The organism is Thioalkalivibrio sp. ALE20, from assembly GCF_000381405.1.
In the GTDB taxonomy this organism is placed as follows: Bacteria; Pseudomonadota; Gammaproteobacteria; order Ectothiorhodospirales; family Ectothiorhodospiraceae; genus Thioalkalivibrio.
Genome location: NZ_KB906482.1, coordinates 40,983 through 54,732, shown reverse-complemented (window position 1 = coordinate 54,732; position 13,750 = coordinate 40,983). Strand labels below are relative to the sequence as shown.

At 66.5% G+C, this 13,750-nt stretch carries 11 protein-coding genes; 7 read left to right on the top strand and 4 right to left on the bottom strand.

Going from position 1 to position 13,750, the window contains the following annotated elements; all coding sequences use genetic code 11:
• Positions 1-97: 97 nt before the first annotated feature.
• The 4 genes from F790_RS0112650 (at position 98) to F790_RS14870 (ending at position 6,261) form a co-directional block, all read left to right on the top strand.
• Entirely contained in the window at positions 98-3,922 is a 3,825-nt protein-coding gene (locus tag F790_RS0112650; RefSeq protein WP_156824337.1) for a YDG domain-containing protein, read from the top strand.
• 274 nt (positions 3,923-4,196) lie between these two features.
• Positions 4,197-5,189: a hypothetical protein gene (locus F790_RS0112645; protein WP_231384408.1), complete on the top strand. Its 993-nt coding sequence runs from the start codon at positions 4,197-4,199 to the stop codon at positions 5,187-5,189.
• Complete coding sequence (locus F790_RS0112640; RefSeq protein WP_019022399.1) at positions 5,183-5,950, top strand: hypothetical protein; 768 nt, start codon at positions 5,183-5,185, stop codon at positions 5,948-5,950. Before F790_RS0112645 ends, F790_RS0112640 begins: the two co-directional genes overlap by 7 nt.
• The gene (locus F790_RS14870; protein ID WP_232199275.1) at positions 5,947-6,261 is read left to right on the top strand and encodes a hypothetical protein; all 315 of its coding nucleotides are present in this window, start codon (positions 5,947-5,949) and stop codon (positions 6,259-6,261) included. The genes F790_RS0112640 and F790_RS14870 overlap by 4 nt, the downstream gene beginning before the upstream one ends.
• Here F790_RS14870 and F790_RS15015 read toward each other — a convergent pair.
• On the bottom strand, positions 6,233-6,463 hold the full coding sequence (locus tag F790_RS15015; protein WP_019591896.1) for a hypothetical protein: 231 nt from the start codon (positions 6,461-6,463) through the stop codon (positions 6,233-6,235). The two genes, F790_RS14870 and F790_RS15015, sit on opposite strands and share 29 nt — an antisense overlap.
• On the opposite strand from F790_RS15015, the gene F790_RS14865 reads away from it, so the two are divergent.
• Both F790_RS14865 and F790_RS14860 read left to right on the top strand, forming a co-directional pair.
• Positions 6,398-6,610, top strand: coding sequence for an amidase family protein (locus F790_RS14865; RefSeq protein WP_369773039.1), 213 nt, complete (start codon positions 6,398-6,400; stop codon positions 6,608-6,610). The genes F790_RS15015 and F790_RS14865 overlap by 66 nt on opposite strands.
• Positions 6,519-6,815, top strand: coding sequence for an amidase family protein (locus F790_RS14860; RefSeq protein ID WP_019591895.1), 297 nt, complete (start codon positions 6,519-6,521; stop codon positions 6,813-6,815). The genes F790_RS14865 and F790_RS14860 overlap by 92 nt, the downstream gene beginning before the upstream one ends.
• On the opposite strand, the gene F790_RS0112625 is transcribed toward F790_RS14860, so the two are convergent.
• The 3 genes from F790_RS0112625 to F790_RS0112615 all read right to left on the bottom strand — a co-directional run bounded on the left by F790_RS0112625 (position 6,764) and on the right by F790_RS0112615 (position 12,549).
• A complete protein-coding gene (locus F790_RS0112625) occupies positions 6,764-9,529 on the bottom strand; it encodes a cation-transporting P-type ATPase (RefSeq protein ID WP_019591894.1) in 2,766 nt (921 codons plus the stop codon). The two genes, F790_RS14860 and F790_RS0112625, sit on opposite strands and share 52 nt — an antisense overlap.
• Positions 9,530-9,616: 87 nt before the next feature.
• A complete protein-coding gene (bcsS, locus tag F790_RS0112620; protein ID WP_019591893.1) occupies positions 9,617-10,345 on the bottom strand; it encodes a cellulose biosynthesis protein BcsS in 729 nt (242 codons plus the stop codon).
• The gene (locus F790_RS0112615; protein ID WP_019591892.1) at positions 10,306-12,549 is read right to left on the bottom strand and encodes a glycosyltransferase; all 2,244 of its coding nucleotides are present in this window, start codon (positions 12,547-12,549) and stop codon (positions 10,306-10,308) included. The genes bcsS and F790_RS0112615 overlap by 40 nt, the downstream gene beginning before the upstream one ends.
• 285 nt (positions 12,550-12,834) lie before the next feature.
• On the opposite strand from F790_RS0112615, the gene F790_RS0112610 reads away from it, so the two are divergent.
• On the top strand, positions 12,835-13,737 hold the full coding sequence (locus F790_RS0112610) for an alpha/beta hydrolase (RefSeq protein WP_019591891.1): 903 nt from the start codon (positions 12,835-12,837) through the stop codon (positions 13,735-13,737).
• Positions 13,738-13,750: the final 13 nt, after the last annotated feature.

The window sequence follows — 13,750 nt, the reverse complement described above, 5'->3', positions numbered from 1 at the left end:
CGATGAGGTCTCGATCCGGGATGCCTATGCCTCGAACACCGTGAACGGTGGCACGCATACCGGCGGTGTGGCGGGTGCCACTGGCGGAGACGTTGTCGTGGATAACGTGTTCTATGACGCCGAAACCAATGTCGGTGAAATGGATGACGACCATCGGGGTGTCAGCCGGCAGGCTATCCGCCGGGCCCTGGAAGACGTGGGTGGCTGGGACGGTCAGGACTACGACGGCGATGGCGCCGAATGGGAGGGGTATCGTGCGGGCTCGCTACCATCGTTGAGTGCTGTCGATGATGATGACTATGCCATGTCACTGCCGATGGCCACACTGTTTGGCGGAGGCTTTGGCGGCACCGAACATGGCGACGAGACGGCGTACGAGATCGCCCGTACGGATCATCTGCGCAACATCCACGAAGTAGTCGGTGACGGGTATGCGTTCGAATTGGCGAATGACCTGGATCTCGCCGATGAGGCCAACTGGGATCCGATCGGTGACTCCGACGCGCCGTTTGTGGGCCGGTTTGATGGCCAGGGGTATGCGATCCGGAACCTGACCATTGACCGGCCCGACCCGTATGACCTGAAGGCCGGTGGCCTGTTCGGGGTGGCCCTCAACGCCATCCTGCGAGATCTCGTGCTGGAAGGCGTTGATGTCGTTGGAGACTGGCGCGTGGGCGCGCTGGTGGGACGTGCTCGCGCCAGGGACGGAGGCACGATGACGATCTCCGATGTGGTCGTATCCGGAGAGGTGGCAGGCGAGGAGATGATCGGCGGGCTCGTTGGTGAGACCGCTGCGGGCAAGGGCAATGAAGAAGGCGCCAGCGTTGAGTTCGTGAACGTGGAATCGGACGTGAACGTCACCGGTAGTAGTGGCCACGTCGGCGGTTTGCTGGGCATCGTGATTGGTGACGGTGAGGGTGAACAGTCCATTACGGTTACGGATGCCACTGTCAACGGGGACGTCGAGGGGGTATTCTCGAATATCGGGGGCCTCATCGGCGGCATTCATGCGAACGACGCCGGCAACATGATCGCCATCGAGAAAGCACAGGCCTCGGGACAGGTCGCGGGACGTAGCAAGATTGGTGGCCTGGTGGGCCAGGCAAACAATACGGTCGTCAAACATTCCTATGCGAACGGCCCGGTTACGGCGGGGGCCTCGGCCATCGCCGGCGGGCTGATCGGAACGGCCACGGACACCAACCTCACGGAAGTCTACGCCACCGGCTCGGTGGAAGCGGGGGACGACGCCATTGCCGGCGGTCTGCTGGGTGTCATGGAAGATTCCGGCATCGATCGGGCCTACGCCACCGGTGCCGTGACGGTGGGTGATGGCACGGACGCGCATGCCGGAGGTTTCGTGGGTCGTCTCGCCGGGGGTGCCGCTGTGAGTGAAGCCTACTCCGCCGGGCGTGTGGAGGCTGGCGAGGAGGCCGGTATCGGCGGTTTCGCCGGCGATGAGGCCGGCGACGGCAATGATGTCGAGCACAGCTACTGGGACACCGACGCCTCCGGGGTGACCGAGGACGAGGACGGCAGTGGCATCGCCACCGGCCGCAGCACCGAAGCGTTGCAGGACCGGGATACCTTTACCGAGTGGTCGCTCAGCTCCGAGGCCGGCGACGACACCGCCTGGCGGCTGTACGACGGCGCGGCCCGACCGCTGCTGCGGGCCTTCTTCAAGGACGAGGCGGTCATCGAATTCGCCCCCGAGGAAGGCCGGGAGTACGACGGCAGTGCCGTGGTGGAACTGGGGGAAGAGACCCCGTGGAGCGTGGCCGAGGGCGTGGACGAAGGCCTGATCTCGGTCGAGGCGCTGGAGTTGATCCTCGCGGGTGCCGACGCGGGTGAGCGGGATGTGCAGCGCATTCTGGGCGTTGCCTCCCCGCAGCAGGGCTACGACCTGGATATCCAGGGGCTGGAACAGTATCGGGTTGACCCTCGCAGCGTGACCCTGGCGGGTGATTTCGCCGTTGAGGACAAGATCTACGATGGCGCTGCTGACGCCCCCGTGGCCGGGCCCGATGGGCTGACACTGGAGAACCTGGTAGCTGGGGAAGATCTCGAGTTGACGGAGCTGGCGGCGGCCTTCGCGAACGCCGATGTCGGAGACGATATCGAGGTGAGCCTGACCGACGGAACGCTGGCGGACGGTGACAATGGTGCCGCCGCCAATTACCGCCTGACCCTGGATGGCGCCCCGACCACTACGGCGACCATCGACCCGCGTGAGCTGACACTTGGCGGTGAGTTCAGCGTCGAGGATCGGGAGTATGACGGCAGTGTGGAAGCGACGCTGTCCGGCACCGCAGGTCTGACCCTCGAGCATCTGGTGAATGGGGAGGATCTCGCGCTGACGGACCTGGCGGCGGCGTTTGCTGACGCCAATGCCGGCGAGGCCATCACAGTGAACCTCACCGAGGCCGCGCTGGCCGACGGAGACGAAGGCCTGGCCAGCAACTACACCCTGTTGACCACCGACTGGCCGACCACCACGGCGAGTATTGATCCGCGTACCGTGACACTGGGTGGCGACTTCGGCGCCGAGGACAAGGTCTATGACGGCCGTGCGGAAGCGACGCTGACCGGGGCGGGTGGGCTGACCCTCGAGAGGTTGGTGGACGGGGAAGATCTCGAGTTGACGGATCTGGCGGCGGCCTTCGCGGACGCCGGTGTCGGCGAAGGCATCACGGTGAATCTTGTCGACGGGTCTCTGGCTGACGGCGCCAGCGGTGACGCCGGAAACTACCGCCTGAGTCTGGAGGATGCACCCGTGACCACGGCGACCATTGACCCGCGTGAGCTGACGCTGGGTGGTGAATTCAGCGCCGAGGATAAGGCCTACGATGGCACGGACGTTGCCACCATCGACACCACCGACCTCAGCCTCAACAACCTAGTTGACGGCGAAGCGCTGAATCTGGAGAGCTTGACGGCGTCTTTCGAGCAATCGGATGTGGGTGAGAATCTGGCCGTCAGTCTCAGCGGCGAGGGGCTCGCGGACGGAGAGGGCGGCAGTGCTGACAACTACATCCTGAGTCTGGATGGCGCGCCGACGACCACGGCGACCATTGATCCGCGTGCCGTGGCGCTGGGTGGTGACTTCGGCGCCGAGGACAAGCTCTACGACGGCCGCGCGGAAGCGACACTGACCGGGACGGGTGGCCTGACCCTCGAGAACCTGGTGGACGGGGAAGACCTCGGGCTGGCGGATCTGGCGGCGGCGTTTGCCGGTGCGGATGCCGGAGACGACATCGAGGTGAGCCTGACCGACGGGTCCCTGACTGACGGCGCCAACGGTGACGCCGCAAACTACCGCCTGAGTCTGGACGGTGCGCCGACCACCACGGCGACCATTGACCCGCGTGAGCTGACGCTGGGTGGCGAGTTCAGCGCCGAGGACAGGGAGTACGACGGTACGACCGAAGCGACCTTTGAGGAGACGGACGGCCTGAGCCTCGAGAACCTGGTAGACGGGGAGGACCTGGAGCTGACGGATTTGGCGGCGGCGTTCGCCGAAGCTGGGCCTGGCGAGGACATCGAGGTGTCGCTGACCAATGCGGAACTGGAGGATGGGCAGAACGGCGAGGCCAGTAACTACGCTCTCTCCCCTGACGACTGGCCAGTGACCCATGCGTCCGTCGAGCCCGAACCCGAGCCCGAGCCCGAGCCCGAGCAAGGGGATGTGTCAGGCGGAGATACGGGGTTTGTGCTGCGGCGTGCGAATGATTCTGCCGATGGTGATACGGCTCTGGAGAACGAAGGACGCACGGACGCGGTTGCGCCGGACATGGCGGTGGGCCCCATCAGTGGAAGCGCTACGCTGACCGCGCTCATGCAGAGCGAGATCCTGGTGGATGAGCGCGACCTTTCCGGCCCGGTGGAGTTGTTCGATGATGACGACAGCGAAGAAGGCCAGTGAGGGTTCGGCTGCACCTGCCGTGATGTGATCAGTGCTTCCTTAAGGAGCCGGCCCGTCCGCACGGCCCCGATCCATGTGATGGCAAAACCTCACCTCGATCACCACCTGACCCTGGCCGAGAAGCGGGCGGCGCGTGGTGTGTAATGCGCGAGGATGGAGGCTGTCGCGGGGGGGCCCGTTCCTGCCTCGGTGACCGGGAGCGAAGCTAACAGGATGTCCGGACGCTAACAAAAAAAATGTTAGCGATAGAGAATTATGTTAGCGTTGCCCGACGATGACGCTTGGAAAGGCATTTGCGCGCTACTTCGAGCAGGAGACGGGGCTGCCCGTGACCTGGGGGCGAGCTTTGCCTGCCAATCTGCCCACGTACCTGCGCCAACTGTTCGAGCTGCACGAATGCACGATTGACGGCGAGCGCGTGGTGGCGTTGCTGCTGCGCGACGAGGGCCGAATTCGAGGCACCCGCGCCTTTGTCGCGCAGATTGAGAAGGCCATGGAATTGGCGGGCGAGGCAGACTCGGCGTACTGCCTGGTGGCCGATGCATTGCCCAGCTATCTGCGACGGCGGCTGGTGGGTGTGCGGGTGCCCTTCGTGGTGGTCGGCGAGCAGATCTACTGGCCGCGCCTGGGCCATCTGATGACCAACCAGCGCTCTCAGCGGCGGGGCGCGGCACCCACGGAGCGGCTGAGCCCGGCTACGCAGGCGGTCTTCGTGGCCATGTTGCTCGGCCAGATCGCCATGCCTGCCAGCGCGACCGCGATGGCTGAGCCACTGGGCTATACCGCCATGAGTATGAGCCGTGCAATCAAGGAGCTGGAAGGCAATGGGCTGGTGCGCACCGAGCTCCATGGGCGGGAGCGCGTTGTTGAGCTCGCCGAGCCGCCGAAGGATCTATGGCAGAAGGCGCAGCCCTGGTTGCGCAGCCCGGTACGCGAGACGGTGCGGGTGATGGCGGCGGATATTGCGGAATGGTCGCTGCCGCGTGCGGGCGAGTCGGCGTTGGCTGAGTATTCCCTGCTCGGACCGCCCGCGGAGCCGGTCTATGCCCTGGCCAGCCGCGCCTGGCGGCGGCTTGGTCAGGGCCTGGAGCTGATTCCCGTGCAGGACGACGGCACTTGCCTGGTGGAGCTATGGCGCTATCCGCCGGAAGCGAGTGCGCGCGAGGGCTGTGTGGACCCGCTCTCGCTGGATCTGAGCCTGCGTGACCGTACCGACGAGCGTGTGGAGCAGGCGGTGGCGGAAATGCTGGAAGCCTTGCCATGGTGAGAGGGCTGGAATGGTTCGCCAAGCGCTTTGCCGGCTTCGAAGATTGCTACGTGCTGATCGGCGGGGCAGCGGCTTATCTGGTGCAGGAGGAAGCTGGCCTGGAGCCCCGCGCTACGCGGGATCTCGACATCGTGCTGTGCGTGGAGTCGTTGACTGCCGAGTTCGGACAGCGCATGTGGGATTTCATCGAAGAGGGGGGCTACGAGGTGCGCCAGGCGGGAGAGGCGCCGCGCACGTTCTATCGCTTCAGCAAGCCGAGCGATCCGCATTTCCCGACGATGCTCGAATTTTTCGCCCGCGAGCCGGGGCATCTTCCGCTCGTCGAGGACAGCCACCTGACGCCGGTGCCGATTGACGAGGCGGTAGTCAGCCTGTCGGCTATCCTGCTGGACTCTGACTATTACACGCTCATCCACGCCCAAAAGCGCGAGCTTCTGGGGGTGCCGGTGATCACCGAGTACGCGCTGATCCCGCTGAAGGCGCGCGCCTGGCTGGACTTGAGCAAGCGCAGGGCCGAGGGTGAGCCCATCGATTCCAGGGACGTGAAGAAGCACCGTAGCGATATCCTCCGGCTGTACCGCATGCTCGTGCCAGGCCAGACGGTTGAACTGCCCGAGACCGCGCGGCGTGATCTGCACGAGTTTCTGGATGCGCAGCGAGGGCAACTGGATGCGGGTTACCTGAAAACCCTTGATATCACCGATGAGAGCGGTGACGAGATCCTCGATCGACTGGGGCAGATGTTCGGAGTGCAGGTATGAGTGAGCAGCAGGCCGGTCAACAGTCGCAGACGGTGGCGGAAGCGCTGGTGGCTGCCGTGCGGCGCAGCGCACGTTATAACCCGGATGTGGAGAGCGCGCCGCATTGCATCCTCTGGACAGATCGCGAGCAGCAATGGCAAAGCGTGATCCCGGCACTGCAGCGCGATTTCCCGGACCTGGACCACGATCGCTTCCTGTTCCGCCGTGAGCGTCGTGTGCATCGTCTTCAAACAGGGGTGCCTTCTCTCGCGGTATGCAATCAGGCGAGACCTGGCAAGGTGGTTAGAGCACTACCTCGCCGTGGTCGTTGATGGCCACCGAGGCGTCATCGACATAGCGGAAATCCGAATCGTTCATGCGCCAGGGGCCGCGCCAGGCCTCGCCACGCGCAACTTCGACCGATTCCTCCCAGACTACCGTCGCCGCGCCTGGCGGGCGGCGGGGCTGGTGGTGTTCGGCCGGACGAACACCCCGGAGTTCGGTGCCCGGTCGGTGACCGAGCCCGTGAGCCACGGCCCGGCCCGCAACCCGTGGGATCCGGCACTTTCGCCGGGCGGTTCCAGCGGAGGTGCGGCCGCGCACGGTCCTGGAGGTCGTGCTGCGGTCGAGGACGCTCCCGCTGCTGCGGGCCTCCGGGCTGGTCGAGCGCCTGGTTCGTGACGAGCTGGGACGGGTCCCGTTCACCCAGCTGGCCAATCTGACCGGCGCCCCGGCGATGTCGGTGCCCCTGCACTGGACCCCGCACAATCTGCCCGTGGGTGTGCAGTTCGTCGCCCCGGTGACCGGCGAGGCGAGGCTGTTCAGCCTTGCCGGTCAGCTCGAGACCGCGTCTCCCTGGTTCGACCGCGTGCCGGCCTTGCCCTGACCGTGCGGGTCGAACCCGCGGCGGCGCAGGATGGTTTTCTCGATCTCGACCAGCACGAACAGGATCACGCCGAAAGCGAGGATGCGCAGCCATTCCTCGAGGCCGATGGCGGCGGTGCCGAACAGGAACTGCAGCGGCGGGGCATAGGTGAACAGGCCCTGCAGCAGGATCAGCACGGCCACCGCGATCAGCACTGCGCGGCTGCCCAGCAGCCCGGCGCGGTTGAATACCGGTTCCAGGATGTAGCGGCTGTTGAACAGGAAGAACAGCTGCCCCATGACCAGGGTGTTGATCGCCACCGTGCGGGCGAAGTCGTCGGGGACACCCTGATGCTCCAGCCAAAGGAAGTGGCCGAAGGTGCCGGCGACCAGCAGCACGGAGACGAAGGCCACCCGCCACAGCAGGAATCCGGACAGCAGAGGCGTACCCGGCGGTCGAGGCCGGCGCTGCATGACCCCCGGCTCGGTGGGCTCGAAGGCCAGCGCGAGGGCGAGGGTCACCGCGGTGACCATGTTGACCCAGAGCACCTGCACCGGGGTCAGGGGCAGGGTCAGTCCGAGCAGGATGGCGGCGACGATGGTGAAGGCCTGGCCGCCGTTGGTGGGCAGCAGGAACAGGATGGCCTTCTTCAGGTTGTCGTAGACCGTGCGGCCTTCCTCCACCGCGTTGGCGATGGAGGCGAAGTTGTCGTCCGCCAGCACCATCTCGGAGGCCTCGCGCGAGGCCTCGGTGCCCTTGATCCCCATGGCCACGCCGACATCGGCGCGCTTGAGCGCCGGGGCGTCGTTCACGCCGTCGCCGGTCATCGCGACCACCTGACCGTTGGCCTGGATGGCGGTGACCAGACGCAGCTTGTGTTCGGGCGTGGCGCGCGAGAACACGTCCACGTCGCGCACCTGCCGGCGCAGTTCCTCGTCGGAGGCGGCCTCGATCTGTTGCCCGTCCATCGCGCCGCCACGGGCGCGGATGCCCAGCTCGGCGGCGATGGCCTTCGCCGTTACCGCGTGGTCGCCGGTGATCATCTTGACCCGGATGCCGGCTTCACGGCACTTGCGCACTGCCTCGATCGCCTCGTCGCGGGGCGGGTCGATGATGCCGAAGATCCCCACCAGGATCAGTCGCTGGTCTTCCAGATCCGAGTCCTGCAGTGCGGTCTGGCTGGCGTCGGTGGAACGGATCGCCACCGCCAGCAGGCGCTGCCCGCCGCGCGCGATGGCGTCGATCCGTTCGCGCCAGGCACGTTCGTCCAGCGGGCGTTCACCCTCCGGCCCCAGCTCCTTGCCGCACATGGTCAACAGCTTTTCCGGGGCCCCCTTGACGAAGATGCAGCCGTTGCCGTGATGGTCATGGTGCAGGCTGGCCATGTACTTGTAGGCGGAGTCGAAGGGGATGACGTCGGCCCGCGGGTGTTCGGCGCGATGCGACGCCGGATCCAGTCCGGCCTTGGCCGCCAGGGTCACCAGCGCGCCCTCGGTGGGCGCCCCCTCCATGAACCACTGGCCGTCGCGATGATGGAGTTCGGCGTCGTTACACAAAAGCCCCGCATGGATCGCCCGCGACAGCACCGCATCCTCCTGCGGGTCGATCTCGGCTTCGTCGCGCGAGAAGCCGCCGTCCGGGGCGTAGCCGGTGCCGGAGACCGAGGTCACGCTGGTGGTGGTCACGATGGTGCGCACCGTCATCTCGTTGCGCGTGAGGGTCCCGGTCTTGTCCGAGCAGATGGTGGTGACCGATCCCAGGGTCTCCACCGCGGGCAGGCGGCGGATGATGGCGTTGCGCATGGCCATGCGCTGCACGCCGATCGCCAGGGTGATGGTCATGATCGCCGGCAGGCCCTCGGGGATCGCGGCCACCGCCAGGCTGACCGCCGCCAGGAAGGTCTCCACCAGGGCGTAGTCCCGCACCCAGTAGCCGAAGGCGAAGGTCAGTGCCGCCAGGCCCACGATGCCGACCGACAGCCAGCGGCCGAACTGGGCGATCTGGGCCAGCAGCGGCGTGGTCAGCTTCTCGACCTCGCCCAGCATGGTGGTGATATGCCCGATCTCGGTGCGTTCGGCGGTGGCCACCACCACGCCGCGGCCCTGCCCGTAGGCGACCATGGTCCCGGAGAAGGCCATGTTGCGGCGATCGCCGAGGTCCGACTTTTCCGGGCCGGGCTCGGTCTCCTTGTCCACCGGCAGGGACTCGCCGGTCAGCACGGCCTCGTCCACGCGCAGGTTGTGCACGGAGAACAGGCGGAGGTCCGCCGGCACGCGGTCACCCGCGTTCAGCAGTACGATATCGCCCGGGACCAGCTCCTCGGCGGGGATGGTGCGCCGCTGGCCGTCGCGCAGCACCACCGCCTGAGGCGAGAGCATGTCGCGGATGGCATCCAGCGCCTTTTCCGCCTTGCCCTCCTGCACGAAGCCGATGATGGCGTTGATCAGGACCACCCCGAGGATCACCCAGGTGTCCAGCCAGTGATCCAGCAGCGCAGTGCCCACGGCCGCCGCGATCAGGATATAGATCAGGACATTGTGGAACTGGAGCAGGAAGCGCTTGAGCGGTCCGGCCTGCTCCGCTTCGGGCAGACGATTGGGGCCGTGTTTCTGCAGCCGCTCGCCGGCCTGATCCTGCGACAGCCCGTGGTCCGTGTGGCTCTTCAGCTCATCCGCGACGTCCCGCGCTTCGCGGGCATGCCAGTTCGAGGGCGACTGCTCCGGCTGGTCTTCCAATGCACTTCCCCTGTATGGCCCGTATCTGACCCGGCTCTCATCCTGCCGCGACGCGGGCGGGATGTCACCCGTGCCGGGCCGGCCGCGTCAGCGGAAGTGACGCACCAGTTCAAGCCCGAGGTAACCCCCGGAATCGCCACCGTCGCGGATCTGCTTGTGTCCGGTCTTCACGACCATGTCGAGGCCGGGGCGGACCTCGCGCATCTGCAGGGCCAGTCCGCGATGGACGGCGTCGTAGTCGCGGTCCCCGTGGAACAGCACCTCCGGCCCGAGGTAGTAGCGGCTGTCGCCCAGCCGTCGCATCGCCCGGCCGCGGGTCCAGTAGGCACGGTCGGCCGGGGTGATGCTGACCCCGCCGGTGACGATCCAGCGCTCGTCGATGATGCGCCCGGCATCCATGTCCAGGACCGCGCGCAGCCGTCCGCCGACCACGTCGCTGTCATCGGGCTCGGGGTCCAGTCGGGTGTGGTACCAGGCCGCCCCGACATAGGTACTGAGCCAGCCATCCTGTACCGGGAACTGGTAGCCCAGCGCGGCCGAGGCCCCGGTGGCCCGGCCTTTCACGGTGGTGTCGTTGTCGGGGTATTCGTACTGCGAATAGTCCACGCGATAGCGCTGCGCCCAGCCGTTGCCGAGCTCGCCGTCGTTGGGGATGATCGCCGCGGTATACGCATAGCCGCCGTCAAACAGGCCCTCCACGCCGGCCAGACCCAGCCAGTCGGCACGTACGGGCAGGGCGAGCATGGCCAGCGGGAGGACCACGGCAGCGGCCCCGGTCAGGCCGAGACGGCACTGGTTTCGGCGGGTTGCGGGCATGGAGTGTCTTCCTTTTCGGTCTGGAGCTGATAGAGGTGAACCGGGCCGTCGGCGGTGGCCAGCAGGCGCGAAGGTCCGATGGTGGCCCGCAGTATGCCGGCTCCGGTCTGGTACGGACGCGTATGGATCTCGATGGCACCGCCCGCGATCAGGGGGCGGTTGACCAGCAGGTACGGGTCGGCCCCCGGCGAGGGGTTCACGGTGACCACGCCGTAGAAGGCCTCCGTGTCGTACTGCACCGGGAACCGACAGGTACAGGCCGTCCAGTAATGCACCGCGGCCAGGTGGCGGGCGAACTCGGCCACCGGCGTTCGTGTTGCGTCGCGGCGCTCGGCCAAGCGCATCAGCGGGGTGCGGGCCTGCTCGCTGTAGCCCTGTACGTGCCACTGCAGGTCGTTGCCATGCAGGAAGGCTTCCAGGCGCTGGTGTGCCGTCTCGTCCGGTGCCTCGAAATGCAGGCCGTGGACCCGGCTGTAGTGTTCGCCGTCGGGGGCGGTCTCGGTGCGAGAGAACCGTACCCGTGCGGTCAGCGCCAGCGGGCCGCCCGGCAGATGCAGGTTGACCTCGAGCGGGGTGTCCTCGTCGGTGCCCGGGGGCAGCGCCCCGTAGGCACGGCAGCCGCCGGGTGACAGGTCGTCCACGGTCAACAGACGCGGGGCCCGGTCCGGGGTAGCGACCGACATCGCCACCGGGATCGGAAAGCGGTAGTCGGCGCGACGGAAACGCTCGTTGCGCGCGGTGTAGCGGAACAATGCCACGGCGATCAGGATCAGCACGCCGGCCCACAGCACGTTGGCGATCAGGGCGTCACCCGGCAGGTGCCCGTACGCCAGGTACAGCGCGATGCCGGTCGGGATCGCGAGCGCGTTGAAGGCCAGGATGAACCATTGTGCCCGCAGCGGCTGCGGGCGATCGTTCCCCGTATGCCGGCTCTTGGGCGTCACGCGGAAGGCAAGGTGCCGGCGGAACAGCCCGAGTGTCGCGCGGGCGAAGATCGCGAAGCGGGCGAAGTTGTACTGCTCGATGATGGTCGTGCGACCGTACCCGCGGGTCAGTTCCTCGAAGGCCCAGAAACTCAGCAGCATGTACGGGATGAACACCATCAGGAACTGCGTCACGGTCACGCTGATGGGCAGCACGCCGGTGACCAGAACGATCGCCGGGATGGTGTAGAAGATCAGGCGCTGCCAGCCGTCAAAATAGGTGAGCATGCTGGCGAAGTAGTTCATGCGCTGCGGCCAGGTCAGGCCCGGGTTGGTCAGCACCCGCTCCTGACGCCACACCCGCATGGCGCCCTGGCCCCAGCGCAGGCGCTGTTTGAGGAAGCCTTCCGGGTCGATGGCCGCGATGCCGAAGGCCAGCGGCTCCGCGTGATAGATCGAGCGGTAGCCCCGTTCGTGCAGCCGGATCGAGGTGTGCAGGTCCTCGGTGACCGTGCCGGTGGCAAAGCCGCCGATCTCGTCCAGGCAGTGACGGCGGGCGATGGCGCAGCTGCCACAGAAAAACGCTGCATTCCAGTAGTCCTTCCCGCGCAGGATGACGCGGAAGAACAGGGACTGTTCGGTCCACAGCTGCTTGCGGTCGGGGTCCAGGCGGTGCTGGTACGAATCCAGATTGTAGAAGTCCTGCGGGGTCTGGACGAAGGCCACGTCCTCGTCGGTGAAGTACCCCAGGGTGTTGGTGAGGAAGTGACGGTGCGGTGCATGGTCGGCGTCGAAGATCGCGACGAAGTCGCCCTGCGCGTGGGCCAGGGCATTGTTCAGGTTGCCGGCCTTGGCATCTTCGCGGCTTTCGCGCGCGAGATAGCGACAGCCCAGGCGCTCCGCCAGGGTCTTCATCTCCGGTCGGTTGCCGTCGTCCAGCAACCAGGTCTCGTGCGGGTAATCCATGCGCACGCAGGCCAGCAGGGTGCGCCGGACAACGGCCTCGGGCTCGTTGTAGGTCGGGACGAACACGTCCACCTTGAGCCCTTCCGGCGCGGGGGGTGGCGTTCGCACGGTCAGACGCCAGTTCATGATCACGTGCATGACCATGGTCAGCACACCGTAGATCTCGGCGCCGTAGACCAGCCAGGAGAAGGTCAGGGCTTCGGGGTTGAGCGTGGTGAAACGCCAGATCAGGTAGAAGGCGGCAACCGCCAGGTAGAAAAGAATCAGACCCCGCTGCGGGAAAGTCAGCGGTTCGAATTCGCGGGAACGCGGCATGACGTGCCTCAATGCTGTCGGAAGTGCGCGATTGTTGCCCGCGAACGGCCACCCTGGTCGTCCGCCCAACCGCGGTGGATGTCCAACAGCCCTGCATCCGCCCGCCGAGGTTACTGCAATTCCCCGCAGGGAACCCTGGATTCCAGTATCCGCGCTTTACCCCCGGGGTCAATACTTCGTGGCCAACATTGCACGGAATATTTGCATGGTTCACGCGGTCTTCCTGCAAAGGCCCTGCGCCCCGGGTTTCCCGACCATCCCGTTCGACCCATGGAGGCCGTACGCATGCGCAAGAATGTACCTTCGACCCTGACCGCACTGGCCGTTGCCATCGGTCTTTCCCTCCCGGCTGCCGCCGCCGAACGCGTGACCCTGGAACACGACGGCCTGAACCTGGTGGGGCATCTCGCCGAGGGCAGCGGCGCCGCGCCGGAGGACGGCGTGGTGCTGATGCTGCACGGCACCCTGGCCCACGGGCGCATGGAGGTGATGACCGCGGTGCAGGACCTGCTGGCCGAACAGCACGGACTCAACACCCTGTCGATCAATCTCAGCTTCGGCATCGACGAGCGCGAGGGGATGTTCGAATGTGACGCCCCGGTGACCCATGGTCCCGAGGAACACATGGACGAACTGGGGGCGTGGCAGGACTGGCTGGCCGGCCAGGGTTACGGACCGGTCACCCTGATGGGGCACTCCCGCGGCGGCAATCAGATCGCGCGTTATCTAACCGAGCGGGAACCGGACAACATCGCCGGGCTGACCCTGCTGGCGCCGGCCACTTTCGACGCCGATGAAACCGCGGAGCAGTTCCTCGAGCAGACCGGCACCAAGCTGGACGAGGCCCTGGAAGCCGCGCGCGAAAAGGCCGGAGCGAACGGGGGCATGCTGGAGGATCACCGCTTCCTGCAGTGCGAGGCGCTGGAGGTCGCGCCGCGGGCATTCATCGGCTACTACGAGCCCGGCCCGCAGCACGACACGCCGAGCGTGATCGACGGCATCGCGACCGAGACCCAGGTGATCATCGGCGAGGAAGACGACGTGGTGCCGGATCTGCCCGAACGCATGGCGGCGCTGGAGGATGACGGTCAAATCCGCGTGGATACGGTGCCCGGTGCCGGCCATTTCTTCCGCGACTTCTTCGCCGACGATGCCGCCGACCTGATCGCCGAATTCGTGCGCCGCTGACCGGGGCGCAGCC

Bases quoted from the DNA above. Each gene is read 5' to 3' on its own strand.
- F790_RS0112645 (WP_231384408.1), top strand. From the start codon at position 4,197: ATGACGCTTGGAAAGGCATTTGCGCGCTACTTCGAGCAGGAGACGGGG.
- F790_RS0112640 (WP_019022399.1), top strand. From the start codon at position 5,183: ATGGTGAGAGGGCTGGAATGGTTCGCCAAGCGCTTTGCCGGCTTCGAA.
- F790_RS14870 (WP_232199275.1), top strand. From the start codon at position 5,947: ATGAGTGAGCAGCAGGCCGGTCAACAGTCGCAGACGGTGGCGGAAGCG.
- bcsS (WP_019591893.1), bottom strand. From the start codon at position 10,345: ATGCCCGCAACCCGCCGAAACCAGTGCCGTCTCGGCCTGACCGGGGCC.
- F790_RS0112615 (WP_019591892.1), bottom strand. From the start codon at position 12,549: ATGCCGCGTTCCCGCGAATTCGAACCGCTGACTTTCCCGCAGCGGGGT.
- F790_RS0112610 (WP_019591891.1), top strand. From the start codon at position 12,835: ATGCGCAAGAATGTACCTTCGACCCTGACCGCACTGGCCGTTGCCATC.